Consider the following 15512-nt stretch of genomic DNA (forward strand, 5'->3'; position numbering starts at 1 on the left):
AATAAAAAGGTGGGTTTTTTATAGAAAAAAAGGCGTTTTTTCAAAATGTTTCATGTGAAACAGAAATTTTTTTCATGAAAGGGTTTTTAGTGTATTTTTTTAATGATACACTGTATCATGTAAATTAATTAGTGTATCGATTAAAGGAGCCATCAAAAATGAAGCGGATTGAAAAAATCTATCAATATGTTAAAGAGCAAACGAAGAATTTAACGCCAATGACCTTAACAAGTGATGCGGGAGTCACGACACAAGAAATTTCAGAACGTTTAAACATTCAGCGGACCAATGCTAGTAAAGATTTGAATCAACTCGTTCGTGAAGGGCGCTTGAAAAAATTATCTGGTCGACCAGTAAAATATGTCGCGCAGGTGGCGTTTCAGCATCGACCATTAACCAAGCCAGTTAAAAGTTATCGGGAAAAATCAATGGATCACTCCACAAAAACTTTTATCGAACCATTGGTTGAACCAGTAGTCACGACAAGTAAAACCCCAGAAGTTGAAGATATTTTCAAAAAAATTATCGGTTCAGCTGGAAGCATGAAAACGCCGGTGGAACAAGCCAAAGCAGCGATTTTATATCCGCCAAAAGGCTTGAATTGTTTAATTACTGGACCAACAGGTTCTGGGAAAACTTATTTTGCTCATGCCATGTTTCAATTTGCGAAGCTGAACCAAATTGTGGCCAAAGAAAAAGAGTTTGTGGTGTTTAACTGTGCAGACTATGCGCATAATCCAGAACTTTTGATGTCGCATTTATTTGGGTATGTAGAAGGGGCCTTCACAGGCGCTACGAAAGCGAAAGAAGGGATTATTGATGAAGCAGATGGCAGCATTCTGTTTTTAGATGAAGTACATCGGTTACCACCCGAAGGACAAGAAATGATTTTTTATTTTATGGATCACGGCGTGTACGCGCGTTTAGGTGAAACAGTGAAATCACATCATGCGGATGTTCGGATTATTTGTGCTACGACGGAGAATCCTACTTCTTCTTTATTGAATACTTTTGTGCGACGCATTCCGATTATCATTCAATTACCGAACTTTAGTGACCGTCCTGCGAAAGAAAAAATTGACCTCCTAAAAGTGATGGTTTCAATGGAAGCAGCGCGGATTCAACGGCGAATCTCTTTGTCAGAAGATGTGGTCAAAGCGTTAATTGGAAGTGTTTCTTATGGAAATGTCGGTCAGCTAAAATCGAATGTGCAACTTGTGACTGCGCGAGGGTTCCTTAATCAGATGGAACAAGAGGAATTAATGATTACGATGGACGAATTAACGGACAATATCAAAGAAGGCATTATGCAACTTGCCAGTAATCGAGAAGTATTGTCGGAGTTATCGAAATATCTGGAACCGCAATTAGTGGTATCACCAAATGAATCTTTAGTAGCTATTCAGTCAGATGCCTATGAATTGCCTTACAATCTATATGAGATTATTGGAGATAAAGCGGCTCTCTTAAAAGCAGACGGCTTGGACCAAGAACTAATTAATAATTTTATTACAACGGATATCAATGTTCATTTAAAATCTTTCTACAAAGATTATGGGTTCACCTTTGATACAGAAAATAAATTGGCTGAAATTGTTGACCAACGAATTATTGATGTCACTAAGAAAATTTATAATTTTGCAGCGAAGCGGTTATCGTATTCGTTTCAACCCAACTTTATTTATGCAATGAGTTTACACATTAGTTCTTTCTTGAAACGCATCCAATTAGGCAAAGATCCTAAGCATCCTTTAAATGAAAGTATTCGAAATATGGTTTTAGATTATCCAACAGAGTTTGAAACAGCAAAAGAAATTAAAAATATTATTGAAAGTAGTTATCAGATGGAGATTCCTGAATCTGAAAGTTACTATTTAGCTGTTTTGCTCATTTCTTTAAGAGAAAATCCTGAGGCTGGCCGGATTGGCATTGTCGTGGCTGCGCACGGAAATAGTACCGCTAGCAGTATGGTACAAGTGGTTTCTCAATTGTTAAATGTTGATAATTTGAAGGCTGTGGATATGCCGTTAGATATGCCACCGAAAGAAGCTTTGCGTAAAATCGTTGAAGCAGTTGGTGAAGTGAATGAAGAGAATGGCGTACTATTATTGGTGGATATGGGTTCATTAAGTACTTTTTCAGAAGAAATTGTACGCCAGACAGGCATTGATGTGCGGACAGTAGACATGGTGACCACGCCAATTGTTCTTGAAGCGGCCCGCAAAACCGCATTAATTGATACGCAATTGGAAACACTTCACGAGTCTTTAAAAAACTTTCATGGCTATGCCGATATTCGCCAAAGTGAAACGAAACAAATCATTGAAAATTGGAAAACAAGAGCAATTATTGCTATCTGCGCTTCTGGAGAAGGAACTGCGCGCCGAATGAAAGAGCTTATTGAGGAAGCTGTCTTGCCACAAATAGACTGGCATTTAGAAGTGATTCCTTTGTCCATTGTAAATATGAAAGAAGTCTTGCCTAAAATTCAAGAAGACTATGAAATTATTGCGACAACTGGGATTACCAATCCCAAAATTGGTGTTCCTTATATTTCCATGGAAAATTTCTTTTCCGGTGAAGCAGAAAAAATTATTCAGCAATTACTAGCAGAGCGGAAAGAAGAAGTAATGAATAAGCCGTTGGACGAAGCGGCAGCAAAAGAAATTTGTCTAAAATATATGGAGCAAAGTTTCACTTTCATTAATGGAAAAAAAATCATTGATCTGTTGTGGTCATTCGCTAAAAATATCCAAACCCAATTAGCGATGCCAGAAGAGTACACATTTTACATCAATTTGATTATGCACACATCGGGCATGTTGGAGCGTATTTTACGGAATGATACACTGACGGTTTCAGAAAAGGAACTTGGTCGATTGGTTCAAGAACCAATTTATCCAGTGATTGTGTCCTCAATTGAGACTATGGAAGAAGCTCTTAATATGGATGTTCCAGCAGAAGAAGTTTATTTTATCGCACAGTTAGTCAAAAATGCTCAGTGTATCGAAGATAAAATCACCGAAATTGATACACTAGATTAATACAGAAAAACGATACACTATTTATTAGTGTATCGTTTTTTTTTATTTTCTTAAAAAAACCTATAATTTTCTAGGTTTCGAACCGATACACTAAAGTTGGCACGAAACTTGCTTATAATAAGGTGTCCCTTTTTACCTAAAATTTTTAAGTAAAAAGACAAAGGTCCTAACCTTTAAAAATGAATTTAAAGGAGCATTCCCGATGGTAATGGATATTCGTTTAGCTCGAATTGATGATCGATTAATTCATGGCCAAGTAGCAACTGTTTGGGCAAAATTGACGAACATTAATCGCATTTTAGTGGTTAGTGATTCCGTTGCTCATGACAATTTGAGAAAAGCCTTGTTGGTTCAAGCTGCTCCACCTGGTGTCAAAGTAAATGTCATCACTGTTCAAAAAATGATTGATGTTTACCCTGATCCTCGTTTTGATTCGTTTCGAGCCATGTTGTTATTCACTAATCCTTTGGACGTGAAACGAGTGGTCGAAGGCGGTGTACAACTAACTTCTGTGAATATTGGCGGAATGAGTTTCAGCACAGGCAAGCGAATGATTACGAATGCAGTCGCAGTGGATGCCAACGATTTAAAAGCATTTCTGTTTTTAAATGAACAAGGTATTGAATTGGAAATTCGAAAAGTCGCAGCAGACAGCCAAGTGAATTTGATGGATTTACTGAAAAAAGAGCGTAGCAAAGAAAATAACGCCAGCTGACGTTAATTTTTACAGACGAAAGACATTGAAAGGATGTGGTGGCCTAGGACCAACATCATTGCTTCATGAACTGTATTGATAAAGGCAAGTGCTGATGTTGAAAAAAATCAAGAACTATTGAAATTTTTTCATTTATTTTTGTCAGAATCTGATTTATCTGATTTTTTTCAAAAAGTGAAAGCGTTTAGCAGTACAACCATGAAAAAAAACATCAATTATACAGGAGGTATAAAAATGGTAGGAATTATCCTAGCAAGTCACGGTGAATTTGCTGAAGGGATCTTGCAATCTGGTGCAATGATCTTTGGCGAACAAGAAAATGTAAAAGCAGTTACGTTAATGCCTAGCGAAGGTCCCGATGATGTAAAAGCAAAAATGCAAGAAGCCATTGCATCGTTTGACAATCAAGACGAAGTACTATTTTTAGTTGACCTATGGGGAGGAACACCATTTAACCAAGCGAACTCATTGTTAGAAGATCATAAAGACAAATGGGCAATCGTTGCAGGTATGAACTTACCAATGGTTATTGAAGCATATGCTTCTCGTTTCTCTATGGAATCAGCACAAGAAATTGCGACACACATTCTTGAAACAGCAAAAGATGGTGTCAAAGTTAAACCAGAAGAGTTACAACCAGCAGAAGCACCAAAAGCTGCTGCGACAGAAGATGCACAGCCAAAAGGTTCGTTACCACCAGGTACAGTTGTTGGCGATGGCAAAATTAAATTTGTGCTAGCACGTATTGATTCACGTTTATTACATGGTCAAGTAGCAACAGCTTGGACAAAAGCAACACAACCAAACAGAATTATTGTTGTTTCTGATGCCGTTGCAAAAGATGACTTACGTAAGAAATTAATCGAACAAGCAGCTCCTCCAGGAGTAAAAGCCAATGTTATTCCAATCAGTAAAATGATTGAAGTAGCGAAAGATCCACGTTTTGGCAATACAAAAGCATTATTATTATTTGAAAATCCTGAAGACGTCTTAAAAGTGGTTGAAGGCGGCGTAGAAATCCCAGAAGTAAACGTTGGTTCAATGGCTCACTCTGTTGGAAAAGTCGTTGTAAGCAAAGTATTATCAATGGGTCAAGAAGACGTTGATACGTTTGATGAATTAAAAGCCAAAGGCATCAAATTTGATGTGCGTAAAGTGCCAAATGATTCAAAAGCGAATATGGACGAAATTTTGAAAAAAGCAAAAAATGAGTTAGCAAACGCGTAACTCGTCAAATACAAATCAAAATAGGAGGCTTATCATGTCTGTTATATCAATTATTTTAGTTTTACTCGTTGCCTTTCTAGCTGGTATGGAAGGGATTTTGGATGAGTTCCAATTCCACCAACCGTTAGTAGCATGTACATTAATCGGATTAGTTACTGGTAATTTAGAAGCCGGAATTGTTTTAGGTGGTACTTTACAAATGATCGCGTTAGGTTGGGCGAACATCGGGGCTGCCGTTGCACCGGATGCCGCTTTAGCATCTGTTGCCTCAGCAATTATTTTAGTTTTAGGTGGCCAAGGTGTTAAAGGTGTTCCTTCAGCGATTGCCATCGCAGTTCCTTTAGCGGTTGCAGGTTTGTTCTTAACAATGATCGTTCGGACAGTTGCGGTTCCAATCGTTCACATGATGGATGCGGCTGCTGAAAAAGGCAACATTAAACAAGTTGAAATGTTACACATTTTCGCTGTATGTTTACAAGGTATTCGTATTGCGATTCCAGCAGGTGCGTTACTATTCATTCCTGCTGACACTGTTCGTAATTTCTTAGAATCAATGCCAGCTTGGTTAACTGATGGTATGGCTATCGGTGGTGGTATGGTCGTTGCCGTAGGTTATGCATTAGTAATCAACATGATGGCAACAAAAGAAGTATGGCCATTCTTCATTATCGGTTTCGTAGTCGCAGCGATTTCTCAATTAACATTAATCGCATTAGGTGCTTTAGGTGTCGCTTTAGCTCTTATTTACTTGAACTTATCTAAAATGGGCGGTTCTTCTAACTCAAATGGCGGAGGCAACTCTGGCGACCCATTAGGCGATATTTTAAACGACTACTAATTCTGAAGGAGGAGCAAAGAAAATGGCAGAAAAAATTCAATTAACTAAAAAAGATCGTTTAGCTGTAGCTTGGCGTTCAACATTTATCCAAGGTTCTTGGAACTATGAACGTATGCAAAACGGCGGCTGGGCATTCTCAATGATTCCAGCAATCAAAAAATTATATAAAACGAAAGAAGAACGTTCAGCGGCGTTAAAACGTCACTTAGAGTTCTTTAATACACACCCATACATTGCCTCACCAATTCTTGGTGTAACATTAGCTTTGGAAGAAGAACGTGCCAATGGCGCACCAGTTGATGACGTAGCGATTCAAGGGGTTAAAGTTGGGATGATGGGTCCTTTAGCCGGTGTCGGTGACCCAGTTTTCTGGTTTACTGTTCGTCCAATGTTAGGCGCTTTAGGTGCTTCCTTAGCAATGGGTGGTAACATCTTAGGCCCAATCTTATTCTTCGTTGCTTGGAACTTAATTCGTTGGTCATTCATGTGGTATACACAAGAGTTTGGTTACAAAGCAGGTTCTAAAATTACTGATGACCTTTCAGGTGGTTTACTACAAGATATTACAAAAGGTGCTTCTATTTTAGGGATGTTCGTACTGGCCGCATTAGTTCAACGTTGGGTATCGATTAAGTTCTTACCAATTGTCTCACAAGTTAAGTTAGACAAAGGTGCTTATATCGAGTGGGATAAACTTCCTGCTGGCGGTGAAGGAATGCATAAAGCCTTTGAACAAGTGAACCAAGGCTTGGCGCTTTCACCAACGAAAGTTACTACTTTACAAGATAACTTAGATCAATTGATTCCAGGTCTAGCACCATTACTACTTACATTCTTATGTATGTGGTTATTGAAGAAAAAAGTTAGCCCAATCGTTATCATTCTTGGTTTATTCGTAGTCGGCGTTGTCGGCCACTTAATCGGCTTATTATAAGAATGACGAGGTAAGTTTATTACTTCTAATCAAAAAAAGCGGAAGAGAAGTCGAGAAACTTTTCTTCCGCTTTTTTAAACAAAGATGTAATTTTGTTTGTTTCGATCAGGAAAGAAACGTATAATAAAGAGGAATTAGTTGAATGAAATGGAGCAGATAACATGGTACAATCATTAAACACAAAAGTTGATTTAGTTATAGATGCGACGGCATTTACAGGATTAACAGATTATGGACAAATTATGATAGGTGACCGCGGGTTTGAATTTTACCATGCCAAAGATCCACGTAAGTTTATCCAAATTCCGTGGGAAGAAGTCGATTACGTGTTGGCTTCAGTAATGTTCAAAGGAAAATGGATTCCTCGTTATGCGATTCAAACCAAGAAAAATGGGACGTATACGTTTGCTTCAAAAGAGCCGAAGCGAGTGTTACGAGCTATTCGTGAATATGTTGACCCAGATCATATGGTCCAATCTTTGAGTTTCTTTGATGTCATAAAAAGAGGGATTCTCTCGATTGGGAAAAAGAAAAAATAATTTATAACTGTTACTTTTTTATAAACTAGATGAAAAAGTAGCGGTTTTTTTGTGGGAAAACGAGGGACTTATTTATACAAAAAAGGCACAATTTTGCACCAAAAAAGAGACAATCAAGTGATACGTTGTTTTTAATGGAGTTATCATTGAAATGGTTTTCAGAAAGCACGATGAAAATATTTGACACCTTGTAAAATAGTAGTAACATAATAAGTGTAATAAATTATTTTATAGAGGAGTGAGTGTCATGGAACAACGACAACATCATGGAATGGACTGGGGTTCATTAGTATTAGGAATTCTATTTGTTCTGACTGCATTAATTTCTTTCCAAAATCCTGCCGGTAATTTAATTGCCATTGTGATGGTTTTTGCGATTTTTGCTATTATTAAAGGGATTTTCGAAATTTTTGTACGTAATCGTATGAAAGAATTGCTAGGCTACAAAGCTTATGCACCAATCATCTTAGGGATTATTGATATCCTCATTGGTGTTTACTTATTGTTTAACTTAAATATTGGTGTCGCTGTGTTACCATTTGTTTTTGCAATTTGGTTTTTATTCGACTCAATTTTCGGCTTATTTACTTTAGATTTTGCTAAACGAGTAAGCACAGGTTACTTCTGGTTCACATTAATTGTTGACGTTTTAGGGATTATCTTAGGTGTAATGTTATTATTTAATCCATTGTCTTCAGCACTAACTTTAAGCTTCTTAGTTGGCTTCTACTTTATGATGTTTGGTATTAGTAATATTGTATATGCTTTTAGATAAAAGAAGTAAAAAAACAGGTTTTCCGAAAAGGAAAACCTGTTTTTTTTTAATAACGACGGTGGCAGTTGCCATTATTTCCCGAAATTGTTCGAACAAGCCACACGATAATCGCTACGGGAACTAAAATTTTTACTGCTAGCCACAATAAGCTTCCCACGATACCGACAACGGCACTAAAGAGTGAACCGACAACTAAAAATAAAAGGACCACTAAAAGAATATTTATAAACATTGGTCGTTGATTATTCATACGTACTACCTCCAAATTTTTCCTGTTTTCTATATACAGAGTATAGCAAGAAAGCGCAACAAACACCTCCATCGGAAGGCTGATTTTTTTCTCTGGCGAATGATGGAGCCGCTGTTGGTTATTTTGGACTTTCTTATTGAAATAATCAGAATATTCTGGTGTATAATTATAAAAAAGGATTTAAAGTGAGGGATTGGATGTCGACTGAGGGATTAATCGCTTTGTTAGAAAAGAAACGAAATCATTTAAGTAAAATTGAAAATCAAGTACTGGATTATATTTTGACGCATATGACGGAAATTAGTTCACAAACCATTTATGAGGTGGCGCAGGCGTTGTTTGTCTCAACAGCCACTATTTCTCGGACAGCAAAACACTTAGGTTATCGAGGCTTCCAAGAATTAAAATACGCAATCGTCCAATCGGTGCAGAGCGAGAGCACAGAAAGCGATAGTCGTAGTTTTCAAGCTATTACGCAACAGTTGATTGCCAATGTGCAAGATAGTTTTCAACAAATGGATGAAGCCAAAGTCGCGGAAATGCTTAAAATGATTGAGCGTGCGAATACGATTGAAGTGTTCGGTGTTGGTGGCAGTTTTCCTATTTGTACTGATTTTGCACGAAAGCTAACATTTTTAGGAAAAAAAGCCTATGCACGATCTGATTGGGATGAACAAGCGGCAGCAGTTAAGAATCTGGACGGACAGGATTTAGCCATTTTTGTCAGTTATACAGGAGAAACTAAGGGGATTTTAGCGTATGCACGTGTAGCGCAGGAACAGCAAGTGCCGATGATTAGTTTGATTTCGACTAAAGGAAGCACCTTGGAAAAATTGTCGACGACGACGTTATTTGCCAAAGGGACGACACGTTATCATCAGCGCGTGGATTTAAGTTCAAGAATTGCTGTCATTTGTTTGTTCGATACGGTTTTATTAATGTACGCAGAGGCAAAGCAGCCGCGGTAATTTTATGCAACACCATACTAAATGATGTAAGGGGATACAGAAAGAGTGTAGCCTCTTTTTTCTTTGTTTTGGGCTAGTTATAATGAGGGCAATGAATGTAAACGCAATCATTTTTAGTTTTGTAAAGAATGAATGGAGGAGTTAAGAAATGGCAGTAAAGAAAAAGAAAGCGACTTTCTGGGAGTTTTTCCAAGGATTAGGTAAAACGTTTATGTTGCCAGTGGCTTTATTAGCTTTTATGGGGATTTTGTTGGGATTAGGAAGTTCTTTTTCCAGTGAATCCATGATTGAAACGATCCCGTTTTTAGGAAAGCCCGCAGTGAAAATTATTTTCCAATTTATGTCGACAATTGGTGGTTTTGCGTTTGCCTATTTACCTGTCATGTTTGCAATGGCCATTCCGTTGGGGTTAGTTCGGAAAGAAAAAGGAATTGCTGCGTTTTCAGGTTTCGTAGGCTATACGGTGATGAATTTAGCGATTAATTTCTATTTAGTGCAGACGAATCGCCTCGTGGATCCTGAGCAGTTGCGGGAAGCCGGCCAAGGAATGGTTTTTGGGATTCAAACGATTGAAATGGGTGTTCTTGGTGGAATTATCGCTGGGCTTATTGTCTATAAGTTGCATAATCGATTTTATACGGTGCAACTACCAGATAGTTTTGCCTTCTTTTCTGGCGCACGGTTTGTGCCAATTATTACTTCATTAGTAATGGCATTCGTGGGCTTAGTAATTCCGTTAGTTTGGCCACTTTTCGCGCTAATGATTATGGCGATTGGCCAACTTATCCAACGTTCTGGTATTTTTGGGCCTTTTCTGTTTGGTTCAGGGGAACGTCTACTGTTACCGTTTGGGTTGCATCATATTTTGGTTTCCATGATTCGTTTTACTGAAGCAGGGGGTTCAGCGGTGGTGGCTGGCAAAGAAGTGTTTGGCGCGTTAAATATTTTCTATGCAGAATTGCAAAATAATTTACCGATTTCACCAAGCGCAACAGCTTTCTTGTCACAAGGGAAAATGCCGACCTTTATTTTTGGCTTACCAGCGGCGTCACTTGCGATGTATCATACTGCAGCTCCGGCGAATCGACATAAGATTAAAGGCTTACTCCTTTCGGGTGTAATTGCTACGGCTATCACTGGCATTACAGAACCAATTGAATTTTTATTCTTATTTATTAGTCCATTATTATGGCTGTTTCATGTCATTATGACTGGTCTAGGTTTCATGGTAATGGCTTTATTAGGTGTTGTGATTGGGAACACTGATGGCGGGCTACTGGACTTTGTTATTTTTGGCTTGTTACAAGGAACTTATACAAAATGGTGGTGGGTTCTCATTGTCGGCGCTATCTGGTTTGTTGTTTATTATTTCGTCTTTAAAACAGTCATTGTAACCTTTGATTTAAAAACACCTGGACGAGACAAGGTCTTAGATGAGACTGAATATACCGATCAAGAAGTTCAATATAAGAAAACGGGTGGCTATGATGCGCCTGGGATTTTAGCGGCTTTGGGTGGGCAAGAGAATATTCAAGCTATTGATAATTGCATTACGCGTTTACGTTTAGTGTTAGCAGATGCTAATAAAGTAGATGATGACAAATTAAAGCAATTAGGGGCTTTAGGCGTTGTACATTTAGATGCGCAGAATGTACAAGTGATTATCGGAACCAAAGTGACAATGGTCCGTAATCAATTAGAGATGATTTTAGGTTAGAAAAAAGACAGAAGGTGAAGAGTGTGTCGTTTGATAAAGCAATTGATCGACGAGGAACGTATTGTACACAGTGGGATTTTGTAGAAGACCGATTTGGGGAAGCGGACTTGCTTCCCTTCACTATTTCCGATACGGATTTTGCTGTGCCAGAGGCAGTTCTGGCAACATTACAGGAGCGTTTGAACCATCCAGTATTTGGCTATACGAGGTGGAACCATCCGCAATTAAAAGAAGCAATTCAAACGTGGTACCAGACAAGATTCCAGACGAAGATTGAAGAACACTGGATTATGTATACCCCGACCGTTATCTATGGTATTTCTGCTTTGATTCAATTATTGACTAACGAAGGGGAGGGCATTATTTTACAAACACCTGCCTATGATGCATTTTTTAAAGTTATTCAGGAAAATAAGCGGCAAGTAGTGGCGAATGAACTGCTTTATCAAGAGAAGCGCTACAGCATTGATTTTATTGATTTAGAAAAAAAACTAGCGCAACCAGAAAATCGCTGTTTGCTTTTATGTTCCCCGCATAATCCAACAGGACGTGTTTGGGAGCAATGGGAATTAGAGCGAATAGTTTCATTGTGCCAACAGTATGATGTGTTTTTACTTTCTGATGAAATTCATATGGATATCGTTAATAAAGGCCATGTTCATCGACCAATTACGCAATTTGATTATAAAAAATCTGCCATTATTACCAGTGGCACGAAAACCTTTAATTTTCCAGGGCTGATTTTTGCTTACGCCTTAATTCCAGATAACGAATTGCGTGACGCTTTTCAGCTCAAATTAAAAAACGCCGATGGTTTATCATCAACAAGTATTTTGGGAATGCTAGCAACCATGACGGCCTATCAAAAATGTGGTACTTGGGTTGACGAGTTGAATGATTATTTAGCGGAGAACCAACGTTACGTGAAAGATTTTTTACAGACATATTTGCCAAAAATTAAAGTGACGGAGCTGGAAGCCACTTACTTAATGTGGTTGGATGTATCAGCGGCAGTTCCAGATGTGGCCCGCTTACAAGCGGCTTTAGTTTCTGTGGGGAAAGTCGCTATTATGGACGGCTCGATTTATGGCGGTAATGGGCAACGATTTTTACGGTTAAATATTGGCTGTTCGCAAGCAAAACTACACGAAGGACTTGAAAGGATGCGCCAAGGTTTTGAAGCTGTTTTACAAAAGGATGGCACAGCATCAGCGCTTAGGAATAATTGAGAAAAGATAGCATTCCGAAAATGGTTGCAGTACAATGGAAAAATAGAAACAAATAAAATAACAAAAAGTAACAACTTGTCATTTACTGGGGGAAAAGAAATGAAAACAATTAAAACAAAGCAAGCACCACAAGCAATTGGGCCATATTCACAAGCAAAAATTGTGAATGGTTTATTGATTACTTCTGGTCAGATTCCACTGGATCCTGAAACAGGCAAGGTGGTTGGGACAACGATTAAAGAACAAACCAATCAAGTACTGAAAAATATTCAAGGGATTTTAACAGAAGCTGGTAGTGATTTTGCTCATGTAGTCAAAACGACATGCTATTTACAAAATATGGCGGATTTCACGGCATTCAATGAAGTCTATGCTGAGTATTTTAGTGCGGAATATCCTGCACGCACAACGATTGAAATCTCTAAATTACCGATGGATGTGTTGGTGGAGATTGAGATTATCGCAGAAGTAGTGGCGTAAAAAATACAGTTAAAAGAGTGAGAAAAAATCGTCTTAGATTTTTTTCTCACTCTTTTTTTCAATAAAACAATACGATTCAGCCAAAATGTCTAGCCGTGCTGGAAAATTTTCAGCAAATAGGCTACCATGGAAGAAAATCGATAAAACGAAAGTTAAATGAATAGAAAAGAGATATGAAAGAGGCTATAAGATGAAAAAAAATATTAGCCAACTAACGCAGTGGTTGAAAGAACACAGTTTATTATTGAAACTAATTTTTCTTGGTTCTGTATTAGTTTTCGTGGCTAACCAAGTGACACATATCGCTCAAGGCATGAGCTGGGCGGATATTTTTTCCACGATGGAACAACAAAGTACGGGGCGTTTAATTGGTATGGTCTTGGCAGGACTATTAGGGGTTATTCCGATGCTCCTTTATGACTATGTAGTCGTTAAATTATTGGAAAAAGAAGGTAAGCCACCAATGAAACGAATGGATTGGTTAACTTCGGCTTGGGTCACCAATACCATTAATAACTTAGCGGGTTTTGGCGGCGTGGTTGGGGCAACGCTACGGATTAATTTTTACGGAAAAGATGTACCGCGGGGCAAGGTTGTAGCAACGGTCTCAAAAGTTGCTCTGTTCTTGATTTCAGGGTTATCTATTTTATCTTTTGTGGCGTTTGTTGATTTATTTTTTATTCGAACCCAAAATGTTTTTCGTGAATATTGGGTTTGGTTATTATTGGGCAGCCTGATTGCGCCAGCGCTCTGGTTTTTCACGTATTTAAAACGGCGAACATTGTTTAAAACATTTTTTCCAAAAGCAGTGCTCCTATTATTCGGCGCTTCATTAGGTCAATGGCTAGGTGGGATGTTTGCTTTCTTGATGATAGGTCGCTTGATGCAGGTGCCAGTTTCGATGGTTTCTGTTTACCCAATGTTTGTTATCGCTACGTTGATTGGGATGTTAACTATGGTTCCTGGTGGTATGGGAACGTTTGATGTCTTAATGATTTTGGGCTTATCACAATTAGGGATTGATCGATCACAAGCGGTCGTCTGGTTGTTGTATTATCGTTTGTTTTATTATGTGACGCCTTTTATGACAGGAGTTATTTTGTTCTTGCAACAAGCAGGCATGAAAGTCAATCAATTTTTTGATAATTTACCTCGGTTATTTTCACAAAAAGTGGCGCATTTTATTTTGGTGGCGGCGTTATATTTTGCAGGGATTATGATGGTTCTATTGTCGACTGTGACGAATTTGTCGAATGTCAGTCGTTTATTCCAAGTGTTACTTCCCTTTTCTTTTAATTTTTTAGATCAAACATTGAATTTATTTGTAGGATTCTTGTTATTAGGTTTAGCTCGAGGCATTTCTATGAAAGTGAAAAAAGCTTATTGGCCTACAATTATTTTACTAGGATTTTGTATTGTAAATACGGTGGCACGAACGACTTCGTGGCAGTTGATTGCTGTTTATGCTGTTATTTTATTGGCGGTTATTTTGGCTCGTAAAGAATTTTATCGTGAAAAGTTTGTTTATTCATGGGGCGCTTTAACGGTAGATAGTATTTTGTTTGGCTGCTTGTTTATCGGTTATGCGGTTGCTGGCTATTACGCCGCACGACCAGCTGGTGGCAATCAAGTTATCAATCACTTTTTGTTGTTTCCGTCAGATGATGTTTGGTTTAACGGATTGATTGGATTAAGTATTTCCTTGATTGGTTTATTCTTTTTGTATCAATATTTAGCCGAAACAACTGTTACTTTAGGTGAGGGATTTGAGAAAGCGCGGTTGACACGCTTTTTGGAAAAATTTGGTGGCAACGAAGGCAGTCAATTTTTGTATTTAAAGGATTATGGTCATTTTTATTACCAAGAAGAAGGCGAAGATCAAGTACTTTTTGGGTTTCAAATGAAGTTTAATAAATGCTTTGTCTTGGCGGATCCGATTGGGCAACGAGAGAAATGGACAGCGGCGACACTGGCGTTTATGGATCAAGCTGATTTGTTAGGTTATCAATTAGTTTTTTATCGTATTTCGGAAGAATATGTTATGAATCTTCACGATTGCGGCTTTGAATTTATGAAAGTTGGGGAAGAAGGCTTGATTCAATTTGATGAGCCGTCAACAGTGAATCAAACAGCCTGGACGGAAACAGTGACTGAAAAAATAGCAGCGGAAGCAGCGGATTTTCAGTTTGAATTTTATCCCGAAACGATTAGTGATGCCTTATATCAAGAGTTAGAACGAGTTTCTGCGGACTGGTCACGGAATCAAAAAGAGCGCTACTTTATTGGTGGACGGTTGGATCCCGAGTACTTGAAATGCAGTAGCGTGGGCTTGGTGAGACAGAAACAAACGGTCATCGGTTTCATTACTGGAAAAGAAATGGAAAAAGGCAAAAGTATTTCGTATGATTTGTTACGTATTCGTTCAGACGCACCTGCTTTTACTAGAGAATATTTGTTCACTCATTTTATTGAAACCTATCAACAGCAGGGCTATCAATTAATTGATATTGGGATGGCGCCGTTGGCTAACGTAGGGGAGAGCAAGTACTCTTTCTTAAAAGAACGCTTTGTTAATATTTTTTACAAGTATAGTTATCAAATTTATGCGTTTCAAGATACACGCAAGCGCAAAGAACAATATGTCACTAGTTGGCAACCACGTTATTTTGCTTATCCTAAGCGGACCAGCGTACTCTTTGCTTTTGTGCAACTTTCCTTGTTGATTACGAAAGGAAGACATCAAAGTGTTTCGCTTGTGGAAGAAGCAATGACTGAAATTTAAAAAAATCACGCGAT

General features: G+C 38.2%; 13 protein-coding genes. 12 read left to right on the forward strand and 1 reads right to left on the reverse strand.

Going from position 1 to position 15512, the window contains the following annotated elements; genetic code table 11:
• The first annotated feature begins 158 nt into the window (after window positions 1-158).
• The 7 genes from IGL90_RS00080 (at window position 159) to IGL90_RS00110 (ending at window position 8072) form a co-directional block, all read left to right on the forward strand.
• Window positions 159-3044 carry a sigma 54-interacting transcriptional regulator gene (locus tag IGL90_RS00080; protein WP_002387433.1) on the forward strand — a complete coding sequence of 962 codons (2886 nt, stop codon included), beginning with the start codon at window positions 159-161 and terminating at the stop codon, window positions 3042-3044.
• Between the two features lie 202 nt (window positions 3045-3246).
• Window positions 3247-3759: a mannose/fructose/sorbose PTS transporter subunit IIB gene (locus IGL90_RS00085; protein ID WP_002385473.1), complete on the forward strand. Its 513-nt coding sequence runs from the start codon at window positions 3247-3249 to the stop codon at window positions 3757-3759.
• 234 nt (window positions 3760-3993) lie between these two features.
• A complete protein-coding gene (locus tag IGL90_RS00090; RefSeq protein ID WP_002356030.1) occupies window positions 3994-4986 on the forward strand; it encodes a mannose/fructose/sorbose PTS transporter subunit IIA in 993 nt (330 codons plus the stop codon).
• A gap of 34 nt (window positions 4987-5020) precedes the next feature.
• Window positions 5021-5824 carry a PTS mannose/fructose/sorbose transporter subunit IIC gene (locus IGL90_RS00095; RefSeq protein WP_002356031.1) on the forward strand — a complete coding sequence of 268 codons (804 nt, stop codon included), beginning with the start codon at window positions 5021-5023 and terminating at the stop codon, window positions 5822-5824.
• A 22-nt stretch (window positions 5825-5846) separates the two neighbouring features.
• Window positions 5847-6758, forward strand: a complete 912-nt coding sequence (locus IGL90_RS00100) for a PTS system mannose/fructose/sorbose family transporter subunit IID (RefSeq protein WP_002356032.1) — start codon at window positions 5847-5849, stop codon at window positions 6756-6758.
• A gap of 161 nt (window positions 6759-6919) precedes the next feature.
• Window positions 6920-7297, forward strand: coding sequence for a DUF956 family protein (locus IGL90_RS00105; RefSeq protein ID WP_002356033.1), 378 nt, complete (start codon window positions 6920-6922; stop codon window positions 7295-7297).
• Window positions 7298-7544: 247 nt separating this feature from the next.
• Entirely contained in the window at window positions 7545-8072 is a 528-nt protein-coding gene (locus tag IGL90_RS00110; protein WP_002356034.1) for an HdeD family acid-resistance protein, read from the forward strand.
• Between the two features lie 46 nt (window positions 8073-8118).
• Here IGL90_RS00110 and IGL90_RS00115 read toward each other — a convergent pair whose 3' ends face one another.
• Complete coding sequence (locus IGL90_RS00115; protein ID WP_002383512.1) at window positions 8119-8322, reverse strand: hypothetical protein; 204 nt, start codon at window positions 8320-8322, stop codon at window positions 8119-8121.
• Between the two features lie 197 nt (window positions 8323-8519).
• Between IGL90_RS00115 and IGL90_RS00120 the strand changes: the two genes are divergently transcribed.
• The 5 genes from IGL90_RS00120 (at window position 8520) to mprF (ending at window position 15498) form a co-directional block, all read left to right on the forward strand.
• On the forward strand, window positions 8520-9290 hold the full coding sequence (locus IGL90_RS00120) for a MurR/RpiR family transcriptional regulator (RefSeq protein WP_002387434.1): 771 nt from the start codon (window positions 8520-8522) through the stop codon (window positions 9288-9290).
• Window positions 9291-9438: 148 nt separating this feature from the next.
• Window positions 9439-11007 carry a maltose/glucose-specific PTS transporter subunit IIBC gene (gene malX / locus IGL90_RS00125; RefSeq protein WP_048738032.1) on the forward strand — a complete coding sequence of 523 codons (1569 nt, stop codon included), beginning with the start codon at window positions 9439-9441 and terminating at the stop codon, window positions 11005-11007.
• 14 nt (window positions 11008-11021) lie between these two features.
• Window positions 11022-12236 carry a MalY/PatB family protein gene (locus IGL90_RS00130; protein ID WP_002399716.1) on the forward strand — a complete coding sequence of 405 codons (1215 nt, stop codon included), beginning with the start codon at window positions 11022-11024 and terminating at the stop codon, window positions 12234-12236.
• Window positions 12237-12335: 99 nt separating this feature from the next.
• Window positions 12336-12716 (forward strand): RidA family protein, encoded by a 381-nt coding sequence (locus tag IGL90_RS00135; RefSeq protein WP_002356039.1) that lies wholly within the window; start codon window positions 12336-12338, stop codon window positions 12714-12716.
• Between the two features lie 190 nt (window positions 12717-12906).
• Window positions 12907-15498: a bifunctional lysylphosphatidylglycerol flippase/synthetase MprF gene (gene mprF / locus IGL90_RS00140; RefSeq protein WP_048738034.1), complete on the forward strand. Its 2592-nt coding sequence runs from the start codon at window positions 12907-12909 to the stop codon at window positions 15496-15498.
• The last annotated feature ends 14 nt before the right edge of the window (window positions 15499-15512 follow it).

It is taken from the genome of Enterococcus sp. DIV1307a (genome assembly GCF_050537425.1).
GTDB classification, from domain to species: Bacteria; Bacillota; Bacilli; order Lactobacillales; family Enterococcaceae; genus Enterococcus; species Enterococcus faecalis.

Bases quoted from the DNA above. Each gene is read 5' to 3' on its own strand.
- IGL90_RS00080 (WP_002387433.1), top strand. From the start codon at position 159: ATGAAGCGGATTGAAAAAATCTATCAATATGTTAAAGAGCAAACGAAG.
- IGL90_RS00085 (WP_002385473.1), top strand. From the start codon at position 3,247: ATGGTAATGGATATTCGTTTAGCTCGAATTGATGATCGATTAATTCAT.
- IGL90_RS00090 (WP_002356030.1), top strand. From the start codon at position 3,994: ATGGTAGGAATTATCCTAGCAAGTCACGGTGAATTTGCTGAAGGGATC.
- IGL90_RS00095 (WP_002356031.1), top strand. From the start codon at position 5,021: ATGTCTGTTATATCAATTATTTTAGTTTTACTCGTTGCCTTTCTAGCT.
- IGL90_RS00100 (WP_002356032.1), top strand. From the start codon at position 5,847: ATGGCAGAAAAAATTCAATTAACTAAAAAAGATCGTTTAGCTGTAGCT.
- IGL90_RS00105 (WP_002356033.1), top strand. From the start codon at position 6,920: ATGGTACAATCATTAAACACAAAAGTTGATTTAGTTATAGATGCGACG.
- IGL90_RS00110 (WP_002356034.1), top strand. From the start codon at position 7,545: ATGGAACAACGACAACATCATGGAATGGACTGGGGTTCATTAGTATTA.
- IGL90_RS00115 (WP_002383512.1), bottom strand. From the start codon at position 8,322: ATGAATAATCAACGACCAATGTTTATAAATATTCTTTTAGTGGTCCTT.
- IGL90_RS00120 (WP_002387434.1), top strand. From the start codon at position 8,520: ATGTCGACTGAGGGATTAATCGCTTTGTTAGAAAAGAAACGAAATCAT.
- malX (WP_048738032.1), top strand. From the start codon at position 9,439: ATGGCAGTAAAGAAAAAGAAAGCGACTTTCTGGGAGTTTTTCCAAGGA.
- IGL90_RS00135 (WP_002356039.1), top strand. From the start codon at position 12,336: ATGAAAACAATTAAAACAAAGCAAGCACCACAAGCAATTGGGCCATAT.
- mprF (WP_048738034.1), top strand. From the start codon at position 12,907: ATGAAAAAAAATATTAGCCAACTAACGCAGTGGTTGAAAGAACACAGT.